Origin of the sequence: Pseudomonas sp. NPDC089392 (genome assembly GCF_044749595.1) — a bacterium.
In the GTDB taxonomy this organism is placed as follows: Bacteria; Pseudomonadota; Gammaproteobacteria; order Pseudomonadales; family Pseudomonadaceae; genus Aquipseudomonas.
Genome location: NZ_JBIVIF010000036.1, coordinates 40,199 through 55,319, shown reverse-complemented (window position 1 = coordinate 55,319; position 15,121 = coordinate 40,199). Strand labels below are relative to the sequence as shown.

General features: G+C 62.7%; 11 protein-coding genes. 9 read left to right on the top strand and 2 right to left on the bottom strand.

The window, feature by feature from the left end; genetic code table 11:
• Positions 1 to 84 precede the first annotated feature (84 nt).
• Positions 85 to 2,931 (top strand): RNA polymerase-associated protein RapA, encoded by a 2,847-nt coding sequence (gene rapA / locus ACIP1G_RS24480; protein ID WP_400741528.1) that lies wholly within the window; start codon positions 85 to 87, stop codon positions 2,929 to 2,931.
• 309 nt (positions 2,932 to 3,240) lie between these two features.
• Positions 3,241 to 5,505: a putative bifunctional diguanylate cyclase/phosphodiesterase gene (locus tag ACIP1G_RS24475; RefSeq protein ID WP_400741526.1), complete on the top strand. Its 2,265-nt coding sequence runs from the start codon at positions 3,241 to 3,243 to the stop codon at positions 5,503 to 5,505.
• Here the strand turns inward: ACIP1G_RS24475 and ACIP1G_RS24470 are convergent.
• Positions 5,405 to 6,292: an NAD(P)-dependent oxidoreductase gene (locus ACIP1G_RS24470; protein WP_400741524.1), complete on the bottom strand. Its 888-nt coding sequence runs from the start codon at positions 6,290 to 6,292 to the stop codon at positions 5,405 to 5,407. The genes ACIP1G_RS24475 and ACIP1G_RS24470 overlap by 101 nt on opposite strands.
• Positions 6,293 to 6,600: 308 nt before the next feature.
• Entirely contained in the window at positions 6,601 to 6,912 is a 312-nt protein-coding gene (locus ACIP1G_RS24465; RefSeq protein ID WP_400741521.1) for a DUF2288 domain-containing protein, read from the bottom strand.
• 359 nt (positions 6,913 to 7,271) lie between these two features.
• On the opposite strand from ACIP1G_RS24465, the gene ACIP1G_RS24460 reads away from it, so the two are divergent.
• The 7 genes from ACIP1G_RS24460 to ACIP1G_RS24430 all read left to right on the top strand — a co-directional run bounded on the left by ACIP1G_RS24460 (position 7,272) and on the right by ACIP1G_RS24430 (position 14,826).
• The gene (locus tag ACIP1G_RS24460; RefSeq protein WP_103449448.1) at positions 7,272 to 8,387 is read left to right on the top strand and encodes a branched-chain amino acid ABC transporter substrate-binding protein; all 1,116 of its coding nucleotides are present in this window, start codon (positions 7,272 to 7,274) and stop codon (positions 8,385 to 8,387) included.
• A gap of 186 nt (positions 8,388 to 8,573) precedes the next feature.
• The gene (gene livH / locus ACIP1G_RS24455; protein ID WP_201201760.1) at positions 8,574 to 9,497 is read left to right on the top strand and encodes a high-affinity branched-chain amino acid ABC transporter permease LivH; all 924 of its coding nucleotides are present in this window, start codon (positions 8,574 to 8,576) and stop codon (positions 9,495 to 9,497) included.
• Positions 9,494 to 10,750 (top strand): high-affinity branched-chain amino acid ABC transporter permease LivM, encoded by a 1,257-nt coding sequence (locus tag ACIP1G_RS24450; RefSeq protein WP_400741518.1) that lies wholly within the window; start codon positions 9,494 to 9,496, stop codon positions 10,748 to 10,750. The genes livH and ACIP1G_RS24450 overlap by 4 nt, the downstream gene beginning before the upstream one ends.
• Positions 10,747 to 11,514: a high-affinity branched-chain amino acid ABC transporter ATP-binding protein LivG gene (gene livG / locus ACIP1G_RS24445; RefSeq protein ID WP_346646073.1), complete on the top strand. Its 768-nt coding sequence runs from the start codon at positions 10,747 to 10,749 to the stop codon at positions 11,512 to 11,514. Before ACIP1G_RS24450 ends, livG begins: the two co-directional genes overlap by 4 nt.
• The gene (locus ACIP1G_RS24440) at positions 11,515 to 12,216 is read left to right on the top strand and encodes an ABC transporter ATP-binding protein (protein WP_003254879.1); all 702 of its coding nucleotides are present in this window, start codon (positions 11,515 to 11,517) and stop codon (positions 12,214 to 12,216) included.
• A 224-nt stretch (positions 12,217 to 12,440) separates the two neighbouring features.
• Positions 12,441 to 13,115 (top strand): COG3650 family protein, encoded by a 675-nt coding sequence (locus tag ACIP1G_RS24435; protein ID WP_400741516.1) that lies wholly within the window; start codon positions 12,441 to 12,443, stop codon positions 13,113 to 13,115.
• A gap of 103 nt (positions 13,116 to 13,218) precedes the next feature.
• Positions 13,219 to 14,826: an NAD(P)/FAD-dependent oxidoreductase gene (locus tag ACIP1G_RS24430; RefSeq protein ID WP_400741514.1), complete on the top strand. Its 1,608-nt coding sequence runs from the start codon at positions 13,219 to 13,221 to the stop codon at positions 14,824 to 14,826.
• Positions 14,827 to 15,121: the final 295 nt, after the last annotated feature.

Below are 15,121 nucleotides of genomic sequence, written 5' to 3'. Positions count from 1 at the left end.
TACCTTTCGGTGCGCTCGGCACTTTGGTCTGGTCGGCCGATCCGTTAACATAACCGGCTTTTTCATCGCGGGAGTTCAGGCAGTATGGCGCAGCAGTATCAACCGGGGCAACGCTGGATCAGTGACAGTGAAGCCGAGCTCGGCCTGGGTACCATCCTGGCGCAGGATGGCCGCCTGTTGACCGTGCTTTACCCGGCCACTGGCGACACCCGCCAGTATTCCCTGCGCAATGCGCCGCTGACCCGCGTGCGCTTCTCGCCAGGTGACCAGATCACCCACTTCGAAGGCTGGAAGCTGACGGTGCGCGAGGTCGAGGACATCGACGGGCTGATGGTCTACCACGGCCTGGATGGGCAAAACCAGCCGCGCACCTTGCCAGAAACCCAGCTGTCGAACTTCATCCAGTTCCGCCTGGCCAGCGACCGCCTGTTCGCCGGGCAGATCGACCCGCTGTCGTGGTTCAGCCTGCGCTACAACACCTTACAGCACACCAGCAAGCAGGTGCAGTCGGCGCTTTGGGGCCTGGGTGGCTGCCGCGCGCAACCGATCGCCCACCAGCTGCACATCGCCCGCGAAGTCGCCGACCGCAGCGCCCCGCGCGTACTGCTGGCCGACGAAGTGGGCCTGGGCAAGACCATCGAGGCCGGCCTGGTCATCCACCGCCAGCTGCTGTCGGGCCGCGCCAGCCGCGTGCTGATCCTGGTACCGGAAAACCTCCAGCACCAGTGGCTGGTGGAGATGCGCCGGCGCTTCAACCTGCAGGTAGCCCTGTTCGACGCCGAGCGCTTCATCGAAAGCGACGCCAGCAACCCGTTTGAGGATGCCCAGCTGGCCCTGGTCGCCCTGGAATGGCTGGTCGACGACGAAAAGGCCCAGGACGCGCTGTTTGCCGCAGGCTGGGACCTGATGGTGGTCGACGAGGCCCACCACCTGGTCTGGCACGAAGACCAGGTCAGCACCGAGTACGGCCTGGTCGAGCAACTGGCCCAGGTGATCCCGGGCGTGCTGCTGCTTACCGCCACCCCCGAGCAACTCGGCCAGGACAGCCACTTCGCCCGCTTGCGCCTGCTCGACCCTAACCGTTTCCACGACCTGGCCGCCTTCCGCGCCGAAAGCGAGCACTATCGCCCGGTGGCCGAAGCCGTACAGGAACTGCTCGACGAAGGCCGCCTGTCGCCCAAGGCCCACACCACCATCCAGGGCTTCCTGGGTGCCGAAGGCGAAGCCCTGCTGGCTGCGGTCAGCGACGGCGACACCCAGGCCAGCGCACGCCTGATCCGCGAGTTGCTAGACCGCCACGGCACCGGCCGCGTGCTGTTCCGTAACACCCGCGCGGCAGTCCAGGGCTTCCCTGAGCGTCAGCTGCACCCCTACCCAGTGGCCATGCCCGAGCAATATCGCGACCTGCCGCCTGGCGAAAAGGCCGAGCTGTACCCGGAAGTTGCCTTCCAGGCGCAAGGTGATGTTGCCGACGACGAGCGCTGGTGGCGTTTCGACCCACGGGTCGACTGGCTGATCGACACCCTGAAAATGCTCAAGCGCACCAAGGTGCTGGTGATCTGTGCGCATGCCGAAACGGCCATGGACCTGGAAGACGCCCTGCGCGTGCGCTCCGGCATCCCGGCCTCGGTGTTCCACGAAGGCATGAGCATTCTTGAGCGTGACCGCGCCGCCGCCTATTTCGCCGATGAAGAATTCGGCGCCCAGGTGCTGATCTGCTCCGAAATCGGCAGCGAAGGCCGCAACTTCCAGTTCTCGCACCACCTGGTGATGTTCGACCTGCCGGCCCACCCGGACCTGCTCGAACAGCGCATTGGCCGCCTCGACCGTATCGGCCAGAAGCACACCATCCAGCTGCATGTCCCGTATTTGCAGGACAGCCCGCAGGAGCGCCTGTTCCAGTGGTACCACGAAGGCCTCAACGCCTTCCTGAATACCTGCCCGACCGGCAACGCCCTGCAGCACCAGTTTGGCCCGCGCCTGCTGCCACTGCTGGAAAGTGGCGAAAGCAAGGCCTGGGATGCCCTGGTGGCCGACGCCCGCAGCGAACGCGAACGCCTGGAAGCTGAACTGCACACTGGCCGCGACCGCCTGCTGGAGCTCAATTCCGGCGGTGCCGGTGAAGGCGAGGCGCTGGTCGAGGCCATTCTCGAACAGGACGACCAGTTCGCCCTGCCGATCTACATGGAAACCCTGTTCGACGCCTTCGGCATCGACAGCGAAGACCATTCCGAGAACGCCCTGATCCTCAAGCCAAGCGAGAAGATGCTCGACGCCAGCTTCCCGCTGGGTGACGACGAAGGCGTGACCATCACCTACGACCGTGGCCAGGCGCTGTCGCGCGAGGACATGCAGTTCCTCACCTGGGAACACCCGATGGTGCAAGGCGGCATGGACCTGGTGCTATCCGGCTCGATGGGCAACACCGCCGTGGCGCTGATCAAGAACAAGGCGCTCAAGCCGGGCACCGTGCTGCTCGAACTGCTGTTCGTCAGCGAGGTGGTGGCACCGCGCAGCCTGCAACTGGGCCGCTACCTGCCACCGGCGACCCTGCGCTGCCTGCTCGACGCCAACGGTAACGATCTGGCTTCCCGCGTGGCCTTCGAAACCCTCAACGACCAGCTCGAAAGCGTGCCGCGCGCCAGTGCCAACAAATTCGTCCAGGCCCAGCGTGACGTGCTGGCCAAGCGCATCAGTGGCGGCGAGACAAAGGTGATGCCAGCCCACGTCGAGCGCGTGGCCGAGGCCCAGCGCCGCCTCACGGCGGAAGCCGATGAAGAACTGGCCCGCCTGATCGCGCTGCAAGCGGTCAACCCAAGCGTGCGTGACAGCGAGATCGACGCCCTGCGCAAGCAGCGTGAAGATGGCTTGGCAATGCTGGAAAAGGCCGCCCTGCGCCTTGAAGCCATTCGCGTGCTGGTGGCTGGTTAACCCCGGCTAACGCGATCCCCTGTAGGAGCGGCCTTGTGTCGCGATGGGCTGCGCAGCAGCCCCTTGATCTGTGCATCAGTGCAAAAGGCTGGGGCTGCTGCGCAGCCCATCGCGACACAAGGCCGCTCCTACAGGGATCGCACAAAGGCCAAGCTCTTTATTCCTGACTGCGATTAGGTTGATAACCAAATCGTAGAAATCAATGTGCCATTAGTCAGGAAGGCTTAAACACCTCTTCCTATACTGCCTCTGGACAGTCTGCACAGGGTTGTTGCGCAGACGAGTGAAAACTCGATCAAGAGGCATTCAATGGAATGGCTGGGACTGCAACTGTTCACCGACCTTCCGGCAACCGGGCGCATCGTCATCGATTGCCGGCATGAACCGTTCCTGGTTCTGCTCGCCTACATCGTCGCCACTGCGGCCTGCTTCGCCACCCTGGACATGGCCGAGCGCCAGTCACACAGCGAAGACCCTACCGCCCACCGGCAATGGAACATGCTCGGTGCCTGCTGCCTGGCAGGTGGCATCTGGGCGATGCACTTCATCAGCATGCTGGCCTTCCAGGCCCCCGTGGAAGTGCACTACGACATTTCCCTTACCGTACTTTCGCTGCTGATCGCCCTGATCGTCGCCTGGCTGACCATGCATAGCCTCGACCGCAGCCAGATGCGCGCGCATTACTTCCTGCAGAGTGCCGTGCTGATCGGCGTGGGCATCATCCTCATGCACTTCGTCGGCATGGCCGCGCTGGAAACCGGCGCCCACCAGTACTACCGGACCGACCTGCTGCTGGCCTCTGGTGCCATTGCCCTGCTTACCAGCCTGGCCGCGCTGTGCCTGGCCCGCTACTTCCGCAATGGCAGCGGCACCCTGCACCAGGCCATGAAGTACGGCGCCAGCCTGCTGATGGCCGGCGGCATTGTCGCCACCCACTTCACGGCGATGTCGGCCATGACCCTGGTCATTCCAGCCGATACGGCATTGCGCCTGCCCTCCGGTGATAACAGCCTGCAGCTTGGGCTGGGCATCGGCTTCATCACCCTGCTGATCAGCGGTGCCAGCATCAGTGCCGCGCTGGCCGACAAAAAGCTGCAAAGCAAGGAGCACGACCTGCGCCGGATCAGCGTGCTGCTCAGCCAGCTGGACCAGGCCCGCGCATCGCTGCAGCAGGCCGCGCACTACGATGCCCTGACCAACCTGGTCAATCGCCGCGGCTTCAATCAGGTGTTCGCCGAGCGCCTGTTTGAACACCAGGCCACGGCCAGCCGTCTGGCGGTGATGTTCCTCGACATCGACCACTTCAAGCGCATCAACGACAGCCTTGGCCACGACGCCGGCGACCAGCTGCTAAAGGTGATCGCCAACCACATCAAGGCCGCCACGCGTAGCCATGACCTGGTCGCACGCTTTGGCGGCGATGAATTCTGCGTGGTCACCAGCCTCAACAGCCGTGACGAAGCCCGCCACCTGGCGCAGCGCATCATGCAACGGATGAAAGAGCCCATCGATCTAGGCGGCCGGCGCATGGTCATGACCACCAGCATCGGCATCAGCATCTTCCCCGAAGACGGCAACACTGCCGAAGAGCTGCTCAAGCATGCCGACCTGGCCCTGTACCAGTCCAAGGACAGCGGGCGCAACAGCCTGAACTTCTTCAACGACACCCTGAAAAACCGCGCCTCCCTGGCTTTGCAGCTGGAAGAAGAACTGCGCCTGGCCCTGCTTGAAGAGCGTGGGCTGTGCGTGCATTACCAGCCAATCTTCAACCTGAGTACCGGGCAAGTGGGAAAGGTGGAGGCCCTGGTCCGCTGGCAGCACCCGCAGCACGGCCTGCTCGGGCCCGAGCGTTTTGTCGCTATTGCCGAAGCCAACGGCCTGATTATCGACCTCGACCTGTGGGTATTGCGCCGTGCCTGTGCCGACCTGGCCCACCTGCTGCGCCATGGCTATGGCGACCTCAAGGTCACGGTGAATTGTTCGGCCGTCACCCTCAGCCATGATGAGCTACCCAACGAGGTAGAAAAGGCGTTGTCCCACGCCGGCCTTGCCCCCCGACAGTTGGAGCTGGAGGTAACCGAAAACGCCTTGATGGGCGATATCCAGCGCACGGTCAACCTGCTCAAGCGCGTTCGTGCCTTGGGCGTGGCCTTGTCAATCGATGACTTCGGCACTGGGTATTCGTCACTGGCCTACCTCAAGCGCCTACCCCTGGACGTGCTGAAGATTGACCGCACCTTCCTGCTGGAGGTGCCGGGCAGCCTGAAGGACCGCGAAATCGTCCAGGCGATCATCGCCATGGCCCATACCCTGCACCTGCAGGTGGTCAGCGAAGGCGTGGAAACCGCCGAACAATTTGAGTTCCTCGAAACCCACGGCTGCGACTACCTGCAGGGTTACCTGCTGGGCGGCCCGGTGCCACTGGCCGAGTTGCGGCCGCTGCTGGAGCGGCTGCAGCGCCAGAACGGCGTAATCAGCCCTTGCGGCGGTAAAGTTCCACCAGGGTCGCCGGATCTTTTTGCAGGTACCCCTGGCTACCGTGCAGGCGCATCAATTGCGCGGCGAGGCCACTGAGCGGCGTCGCCGAGCCCTGCTCGCGGGAGAATTTGACGGCGCCATCAAGGTCCTTGAGCAGCGTGCGTACGTGCCACTTGATGGGTTCGAAACGGCTCTCGGCCATTTGCGGCGCGAGAATCTGCAGCGGTTTTGAATCAGCAAAACCGCCGGCCAGCGCTTCGGCAATCAGCGTCGCGTCCACCCCGGACTGTTCGGCCAGCGCCACCACTTCGGCGATCACCAGGGCATTGCAAGCCACGATCATCTGGTTGCAGGCCTTGGTCACCTGGCCGGCCCCTACAGCCCCCATGTGCGTCACACGCTGGCCTAGCACCTGCAGCACCGGGCGTGCGCGTTGCAAGTCGGTTGCCTCGCCGCCGACCATGATCGCCAGCGTGCCCGCTTCAGCACCGGGCGTGCCACCAGACACCGGCGCATCCAGCCAGGCCATGCCGCACAGTGCTGCCAGTTCGGCGGCCATTTCACGGGTGGCGGTGGGTTCCAGGCTGGAGAAGTCGATCAACAACTGGCCACTGCGCCCGCCCCGGGCAATGCCGTGCTCGCCAAACACCACCTCACGCACCACCGCCGTGTCAGCCAGGCACAACAGCACCATGTCGCTGTCGCGGCACAGTTCGGCAGGGCTGCTGGCCAGGCGCGCACCGGCTGCGACCAGGGCGGCGCACTTGTCCGGGCTGCGGTTCCATACGGTCAACGGGTAACCCGCTGCCAACAGGCGCCGGCACATGGGCAGGCCCATCAGGCCGATGCCGGCGAATCCAAGCGAAGGTAGTGCAGTGCTCATTGATGACTCCTGACTAATTCGAACATTACCCAGGCGACGCGGGCCCCTGTAGGAGCGGCCTTGTGTCGCGATGGGGTGCGCAGCAGCCCCAATTTCTGCATCAATGCAAAAAATGGGGGGCTGCTGCGCAGCCCATCGCGACACAAGGCCGCTCCTACAAGGTTGCGCGTCGCCTGGCAGGACTGTGGACACATTACGCATCCCGTAAACTGTTACCGCCACGCCGAATTGTTACTTACCTCTACCCGACTTGAACGCCTTCAAGCACCAAAACGGGGCTGCTGCGCATTTTTGCGCACCAAAAACGCTCACGCATCGACAGGGCGCTTGGCCTGGATCACGATGAACGGAGAAACCACTACCGCCCAGATCTCTGGATCGCGGCTTTGCAGGTCCAAGGCCTGGTCGGCCGTCACCGGCCCGACAGTGCCATCACTACGCCACTTGGCGAAGATCTCGCTGCGATTCTCGGCCATTGCCTCGGCTACGGTGATCAGGTCCAGGCTGGGGTCGACCCAAATCAGGTCACCCTTGGCCCAGAAACGCTCCAACGCTTTCCACTCGATGATTGCCGTCTCGCCAAGCAATTTGGCATAGAGGGTGCTTGTTTGATCAGTCATGGGTGGTACCCGCAGAAATCGGCCAATAAAAAAGGCCGGTATTTTTGCAGAAAAACCCGGTTTCAAATATGTAATTTGGTCGATTGACCCCGAACTTGTGGGGCGGGGTCGCAGATACAGGCAGTTTGATGGCGCCTTTCTGTATTTTTGTGTCGACCATGCGACAACCCAGGAAGCAGGCACTTTTCGACCGCTTTTCAAGCGCTCGAACAGCGCTCTACACTGTACCGGTACAGTTCCGGGACATGTTCCGGGGGAAGGTGGGCTTGCGCGTTGGCATGGCCACGCCGCAAATCCCGCCCGGTCTGTAGCCCTGGCCGCCAGGACTATAAGAATTACAACAGAATGAGTGGAGCACTATGATCAAGATTTCCAAGCTGTTCGCCGCAATGGTACTGGCCGGGGTAGCCAGCCATTCGTTTGCCGCCGATACCATCAAGATCGGGATCGCGGGCCCTAAAACCGGCCCTGTGACCCAGTACGGCGACATGCAGTTCATCGGCGCCAAGCAAGCCATCAAGGATATCAACGCCAAGGGCGGCGTCGATGGCAAGATGCTCGAAGCCAAGGAATACGACGACGCCTGCGACCCTAAACAGGCCGTGGCAGTCGCCAACAAAGTGGTCAACGACGGCGTCAAGTTCGTCATCGGCCACCTGTGCTCCAGCTCCACCCAGCCAGCGTCCGACATCTACGAAGACGAAGGCGTGATCATGATCACCCCGGCCGCCACCTCGCCGGAAATCACCGCCCGTGGCTACAAGCTGATCTTCCGCACCATCGGCCTGGACAGCGCCCAGGGCCCGGCTGCCGGCAACTACATTGCCGACCACGTCAAGCCAAAAGTGGTTGCGGTACTGCACGACAAGCAGCAGTACGGTGAAGGCATCGCCACCGCAGTCAAGCAAACCCTTGAGAAGAAAGGCACCAAGGTTGCTGTCTTCGAAGGCCTGAACGCCGGTGACAAGGACTTCTCCTCGATCATCCAGAAGCTCAAGCAGAACAACGTCGACTTCGTCTACTACGGCGGCTACCACCCAGAGCTGGGCCTGATTCTGCGCCAGGCTCAGGAAAAGGGCCTGAAAGCCAAGTTCATGGGCCCGGAAGGTGTGGGCAACGACTCCATCTCGCAGATCGCCCAGAACGCCTCCGAAGGCCTGCTGGTGACCCTGCCGAAGTCGTTCGACGCAGATCCTGAGAACAAGGCCATTGTCGACGCCATCAAGGCTGACGGCAAAGACCCAAGCGGCCCGTTCGTGTTCCCGGCCTACTCGGCAGTCGAACTGATCGCCAAAGGTATCGAAGCGGCCAAGTCCGAAGACACCGACAAGGTGGCAGCCGCCATCCACGCCGGCTCCTTCAAGACCCCGACCGGCACCCTGTCGTACGACGAGAAGGGCGACCTGAAAGACTTCAAATTCGTGGTCTACGAATGGCACTTCGGCAAGCCGAAGACCGAAGTTTCCCCTCAGTAACTGCGTGACTAATAGCTGACCGAAGAAGCCCACTGTGCGAGCAGTGGGCTTTGTTTTACGAGGTTCATGGGCCTGATCCCCGCGATCCGGGGGCGGGCCCACCTGAAAATCTTAAAACCGTCACCCGCGGTTTCCTGGCCTTACCCCCGCCAGCGAAATGCAAATCAGGTTTTTAGGAGCGCTGTAATGCCTGAGATCTACCATTTCTTCCAACAACTGGTTAATGGATTGACCATCGGCAGCACCTATGCCTTGATCGCCATCGGTTACACGATGGTGTACGGCATCATTGGCATGATCAACTTCGCCCACGGCGAGGTGTACATGATCGGTTCCTACGTGGCCTTCATCGCCCTGGCAGGCCTGGCCATGATGGGTATCCATTCGCTGCCGATCCTGATGACCGTCGCCTTCGTCGCGACCATCTGCGTCACCAGTGCCTATGGCTACAGCATCGAACGGGTTGCCTACCGCCCCCTGCGCAACAGCAACCGCTTGATCCCGCTGATTTCCGCCATCGGCATGTCGATCTTCCTGCAGAACACGGTCTTGCTGTCGCAAGACTCCAAGGACAAATCCATCCCCAACCTGATCCCCGGCAGCTTCTCGTTCGGGCCAGGCGGTGCGGAAGAAGTCCTGGTTTCCTACATGCAGATCCTGGTGTTCGTGGTCACCCTGGTGGCCATGACCCTGCTCACCCTGTTCATCTCCCGTTCCCGCCTGGGCCGCGCCTGCCGCGCCTGCGCCGAGGACATCAAGATGGCCAACCTGCTGGGCATCAACACCAACAACATCATCGCCCTCACCTTCGTCATCGGTGCCGCCCTGGCAGCCGTGGCGGCCGTGCTGCTGAGCATGCAGTACGGGGTGATCAACCCCAACGCCGGTTTCCTGGTGGGCCTGAAGGCCTTTACCGCGGCGGTGCTGGGTGGCATCGGCAGCATCCCGGGCGCCATGCTCGGCGGGCTGGTGCTGGGCGTGGCCGAAGCGTTTGGCGCCGATATCTTCGGCGACCAGTACAAGGACGTGGTGGCATTCGGCTTGTTGGTTCTTGTCCTGCTATTCCGGCCGACCGGCATCCTGGGCCGCCCGGAGGTTGAAAAAGTATGAACAGAAATCTCAAACAGGCGTTCTTCAGCGCCTTGCTGGTCTGGGCCGTGGCCTTCCCGGTGCTGGGCCTGAAACTGAGCATCGACGGCATCAGCCTGGTCGTGCACAGCCAAGGCTCGTTCACCATCAGCATCATCGCCGTGTGTTCGGTGCTGATGTTCCTGCGCGTGCTGTTCGACAAGCAGTGGAGTGCGGTAATGGGCCGCCGTTCGGATCGCAAGCTGATCCCGCCGGCTGTCAGCAACTACCTGACCCTGCCGAAGACCCAGCGCTATGTGATCATGGGCCTGATCGTCGCAGCCCTGGTGTGGCCGTTCTTCGGTTCGCGCGGTGCGGTCGACATTGCCACGCTGATCCTGATCTACGTGTTGCTGGGCCTGGGCCTGAACATCGTGGTCGGCCTGGCGGGCCTGCTCGACCTCGGTTACGTCGGTTTCTACGCCGTCGGTGCCTACAGCTACGCGATGCTCTCGCACTACCTGGGCTGGAGCTTCTGGGTCTGCCTGCCGATCGCCGGCCTGATGGCCGCCACCTTCGGTTTCCTGCTTGGCTTCCCGGTGCTGCGCCTGCGCGGTGACTACCTGGCGATTGTGACCCTCGGCTTCGGCGAGATCATCCGCCTGTTCCTGCGTAACCTCACCGACTGGACCGGCGGCCCCAACGGCATCAGCAACATCCCCAAGCCGGAGTTCTTCGGCCTGACCTTCGAACGCCGTGCCGCCGAGGGCATGCAGACCTTCCACGAGTTCTTCGGGCTGGAATACAACTCGATCAACAAGGTCATCTTCCTCTACCTGGTGGCCCTGCTGCTGGCCTTGCTGGCGCTGTTCGTGATCAACCGCCTGCTACGCATGCCGATCGGCCGTGCCTGGGAAGCCCTGCGCGAAGACGAAATCGCCTGCCGTGCACTGGGCCTGAACCCGACCGTGATCAAGCTCTCGGCGTTCACCCTGGGCGCCTGCTTCGCCGGTTTCGCCGGCAGCTTCTTCGCCGCGCGCCAAGGCCTGGTAACGCCGGAGTCGTTCACCTTCATCGAGTCGGCGATCATCCTCGCCATCGTCGTGCTCGGCGGCATGGGCTCACAACTGGGCGTGATCCTCGCGGCCATCGTGATGATCCTGCTGCCCGAGCTGATGCGTGAGTTCAGCGAATACCGCATGTTGATGTTCGGTGCGCTGATGGTGTTGATGATGATCTGGCGTCCGCAAGGCTTGCTGCCTATGCAACGTCCACACATGGAGCTGCGTCGATGAGCCGCGAAATTCTGCAAGTCAGCGGCCTGAGCATGCGCTTCGGCGGCTTGTTGGCGGTCAATGGCGTGGCCCTGACCGTCAAGGAAAAACAAGTGGTGGCGCTGATCGGCCCGAACGGCGCCGGCAAGACCACGGTGTTCAACTGCCTGACCGGCTTCTACAAGCCCAGCGGCGGCACCATCCTGCTCGATGGCCAGCCGATCCAGGGCCTGGCCGGTCACCAGATCGCCCGCAAGGGCGTGGTGCGAACCTTCCAGAACGTGCGCCTGTTCAAGGAAATGACCGCGCTGGAAAACCTGCTGATCGCCCAGCACCGCCACCTGAACACCAACTTCTTCGCCGGCCTGTTCAAGACCCCGAGCTTCCGCCGTAGCGAGAAGGAGGCCATGGAGCGCGCGCAGTACTGGCTGGAGAAGGTCAACCTGACCGAGTTCGCCAACCGTACCGCCGGCACCCTCGCCTACGGCCAGCAACGCCGCCTGGAAATCGCCCGCTGCATGATGACCCAGCCGCGCATCATCATGCTCGACGAACCGGCAGCGGGCCTGAACCCCAAGGAGACCGAAGACCTCAAGGCGCTGATCGCCTACCTGCGTGAGTCGCACAACGTCACCGTGCTGCTGATCGAGCACGACATGAAGCTGGTGATGAGCATTTCCGACCATATCGTGGTGATCAACCAGGGCACCCCCCTGGCCCACGGCACGCCGGAGGAGATCCGCGACAACCCTGAAGTGATCAAAGCCTACCTGGGGGAAGCGTAAATGCTGAAGTTCGAGAACGTTTCCACCTTCTACGGCAAGATCCAGGCGCTGCACAGCGTCAACGTGGAGATCAACCAGGGCGAGATCGTCACCCTGATCGGTGCCAACGGTGCCGGCAAGTCGACCTTGCTGATGACCCTGTGCGGCTCACCGCAGGCGCACAGCGGCAGCATCAAGTACCTGGGTGAAGAACTGGTCGGCCAGCCGTCCTCGCACATCATGCGCAAGAGCATTGCGGTAGTGCCGGAAGGCCGCCGCGTGTTCGCCCGCCTGACCGTCGAGGAAAACCTGGCAATGGGTGGCTTCTTCACCGACAAGGGCGATTACCAGGAGCAGCTGGACAAGGTGCTGCAGCTGTTCCCGCGCCTGAAGGAGCGTTACATCCAGCGTGGCGGCACCATGTCCGGTGGCGAGCAGCAGATGCTTGCCATTGGCCGGGCGTTGATGAGCAAGCCCAAGCTGCTGCTGCTCGACGAGCCTTCGCTGGGCCTGGCGCCGATCATCATCCAGCAGATCTTCGATATCATCGAACAGCTGCGCCGTGATGGCGTGACCGTGTTCCTGGTGGAGCAGAACGCCAACCAGGCGCTGAAGATCGCTGACCGGGCGTATGTGCTGGAGAACGGCCGGGTGGTGATGCAGGGGACCGGTGAGGCATTGTTGACCGACCCGAAGGTGCGCGACGCGTATCTGGGTGGTTGATTGGGAAAAGGGCCTTCGGGCCCTTTTTTCTGCCTGCAAGGAATGTATTGCCTGTGCTGGCCTCTTCGCGGGTGAACCCGCTCCTACAACGGCCGTGCACCGTCTATTGTAGGAGCGGGTTCACCCGCGAAGAGGCCAGCACAGGCAACCATTAACTTGTGATCCACCGCCAGCCTGCGTAACGTGGCCAGCTCTTTGGCAAAGATCCCGGAGCCCGCCCCATCATGCGCCTCACCCCCACCCTGCTGCTGACCGCCCTGCTGCCCCTGTTCGCCGGCTGCCAGCTCATGGCTGACACCCCCAGCGACCCGAACATCGGCACCACGCGCATGCAGGGCGAGCTGCGCGCCGCCGGTGGCCAGCTGCTGTTCAAACCCTGCAGCGAAAACCGCACCTTCGTGATCAACGACGTCGCCGCCACCGGCATCCTGCAGGAAGCCGCCAGCCTGGCCAAAGACGCCAACGACAAACTGTTCGCCGACGTCCGTGGCCGGCTTACCGGCAGCAAGCAGGCCAACAACGACGGCCAGCTGGAAGTGCGCCGCCTGTATCGCCTGGAGCCTTCCACCCGCGCCTGCGAAGACCCCAACTTCAAGCAACTTACCCTGCGCGCCAACGGCCACGAGCCAGACTGGGACATCAAGGCCAGCGGCAAGGGCATGGTGCTCAACCGCGTCGGCCAGCAGCCCCTGCCGCTACCCTTCCTTGAAGAAGAAGTACCCGGTGGCGGCCTGACCCTGACCAGCGAAGCCAACGGCCAGCATGTTGAGCTGTGGGTCGCCCCGCAACGCTGCGTCGACAGCATGAGCGGCGCCGTGCGCCATCTGCGCGCCGAGCTGCACGTCGACGGCAAGACCCTGAAGGGCTGCGGTTACTACGGCGGCGCACGCGACAACTGATCGCCGGGCGCTTTTATCCTGCCAGTCGGGGCGGCGAACAGCTTATACTTGGCGGTTTGTGTAAAGCCGCCGGCCGCCCATGGCCGGGATACTGGACCCTGCCATGCTACGAATCACCGAACTGAAGCTGCCCCTGGATCATCCCGACGAAGCCCTGCGTGAAGCCATCGTCCAGCGCCTGGGCATCCGCGACGAGCAACTGCTCAGCTTCAACCTGTTCAAGCGCAGCTACGATGCGCGCAAGAAGAACAGCGAACTGCTGTTCATCTACACCATCGACCTGGAAGCCAGCAACGAAGCCGAGCTGCTCAGCAAGTTCGCCGACGATCGCAACATCGGCCCGGCCCCGGACGTAACCTACAAGTTCGTTGGCCAAGCGCCGGCAGGCCTGCAGGAGCGCCCGATCGTAGTCGGCTTCGGCCCGTGCGGCATCTTCGCCGGCCTGTTACTGGCACAGATGGGCTTCAAGCCGATCATCCTCGAACGCGGCAAGGAAGTGCGCCAGCGCACCAAGGACACCTGGGGCCTGTGGCGCAAGAGCGTGCTCAACCCCGAGTCCAACGTGCAGTTCGGCGAAGGCGGCGCCGGTACGTTCTCTGACGGCAAGCTGTACAGCCAGATCAAGGACCCGCTGCACCACGGCCGCAAAGTGCTGGAAGAATTCGTCAAGGCCGGTGCGCCAGACGAAATCCTGTACATCAACAAGCCGCATATCGGTACCTTCCGCCTCACCGGCATGGTCGAGCAGATGCGCCAGGACATGATCGCCCTCGGTGCCGAAGTGCGCTTCCAGGAGAAGGTCACCGACCTGCTGATCGACGATGGCCAGCTGACCGGCGTGGTGCTGGAGAGCGGCGAGCAGCTGCACTCGCGCCATGTGGTGCTGGCCCTCGGCCACAGTGCCCGTGACACCTTCCGCATGCTGCACGCCAAGGGTGTGTTCATGGAAGCCAAGCCGTTCTCGGTAGGCTTCCGTATCGAGCACCCGCAAACCCTGATCGACAAGGCACGCCTGGGCAAGTACGCCGGCCACCCGAAACTCGGCGCCGCCGACTACAAGCTGGTGTACCACGCCAAGAACGGCCGTTCGGTGTACAGCTTCTGCATGTGCCCGGGTGGCACCGTGGTCGCTGCCACCAGCGAGCCGGGCCGGGTGGTGACCAACGGCATGAGCCAGTACTCGCGTAACGAGCGCAATGCCAACTCCGGCATCGTCGTCGGCATCGACCCCGAGCGCGACTACCCGGGCGGCCCGCTGGCCGGCATCGAACTGCAAGAGCGCCTGGAGTCCCATGCCTACGTGATGGGCGGCAGCAACTACCAGGCGCCGGCGCAGCTGGTGGGCGACTTCGTAGCTGGGCGGCCATCGACCGCGTTGGGCAGTGTCGAGCCGTCCTACAAGCCAGGCGTGACCCTGGGTGACCTGGCGCCGAGCCTGCCGGACTTCGCCATCGAGGCGATCCGCGAGGCGCTGCCGGCGTTCGACCGGCAGATCAAGGGCTACAACCTGCATGATGCGGTGTTGACCGGGATTGAGACGCGTACCTCGTCGCCGCTGCGGATTACCCGCGGTGAGGATTACCAGAGCCTGAACATGAAAGGGCTGTTCCCGGCGGGTGAAGGGGCTGGTTATGCGGGCGGGATTCTGTCGGCGGGTGTCGACGGGATTCGCATTGCCGAGGCGGTGGCGCGGGATATGCTCGGCCTTTGATCCCTTATTGCCTGTACCGACCTCTTCGCGTGTGAACCCGCTCCTACACCGGGCATCGTTCCCTTGTAGGAGCAGGTTCACCCGCGAAGAGGCCGGTATAGGCATCAGAATTATCCGATACAAACATCAGACTTCCCCTCCCCCATCCTTCCCCACCTGCATCTAGGCTTGCAACAGCCCAGGCAGCAACACCATATAACAAAAACGAATATAGTTTTTGTTTTAAAGCATATCGCCACAGGCTAGGGTGTACGCCCGTTCAATTCGTAAACTGCTCATGGAGAGCCTATAGCCC

What these genes read in the sequence shown, in the direction of transcription:
- livG (WP_346646073.1), top strand. Translation starts at nt 10,747, where the DNA reads ATGAGCCGCGAAATTCTGCAAGTCAGCGGCCTGAGCATGCGCTTCGGC.
- ACIP1G_RS24470 (WP_400741524.1), bottom strand. Translation starts at nt 6,292, where the DNA reads ATGAGCACTGCACTACCTTCGCTTGGATTCGCCGGCATCGGCCTGATG.
- rapA (WP_400741528.1), top strand. Translation starts at nt 85, where the DNA reads ATGGCGCAGCAGTATCAACCGGGGCAACGCTGGATCAGTGACAGTGAA.
- ACIP1G_RS24465 (WP_400741521.1), bottom strand. Translation starts at nt 6,912, where the DNA reads ATGACTGATCAAACAAGCACCCTCTATGCCAAATTGCTTGGCGAGACG.
- ACIP1G_RS24460 (WP_103449448.1), top strand. Translation starts at nt 7,272, where the DNA reads ATGATCAAGATTTCCAAGCTGTTCGCCGCAATGGTACTGGCCGGGGTA.
- ACIP1G_RS24475 (WP_400741526.1), top strand. Translation starts at nt 3,241, where the DNA reads ATGGAATGGCTGGGACTGCAACTGTTCACCGACCTTCCGGCAACCGGG.
- ACIP1G_RS24430 (WP_400741514.1), top strand. Translation starts at nt 13,219, where the DNA reads ATGCTACGAATCACCGAACTGAAGCTGCCCCTGGATCATCCCGACGAA.
- ACIP1G_RS24450 (WP_400741518.1), top strand. Translation starts at nt 9,494, where the DNA reads ATGAACAGAAATCTCAAACAGGCGTTCTTCAGCGCCTTGCTGGTCTGG.
- livH (WP_201201760.1), top strand. Translation starts at nt 8,574, where the DNA reads ATGCCTGAGATCTACCATTTCTTCCAACAACTGGTTAATGGATTGACC.
- ACIP1G_RS24435 (WP_400741516.1), top strand. Translation starts at nt 12,441, where the DNA reads ATGCGCCTCACCCCCACCCTGCTGCTGACCGCCCTGCTGCCCCTGTTC.
- ACIP1G_RS24440 (WP_003254879.1), top strand. Translation starts at nt 11,515, where the DNA reads ATGCTGAAGTTCGAGAACGTTTCCACCTTCTACGGCAAGATCCAGGCG.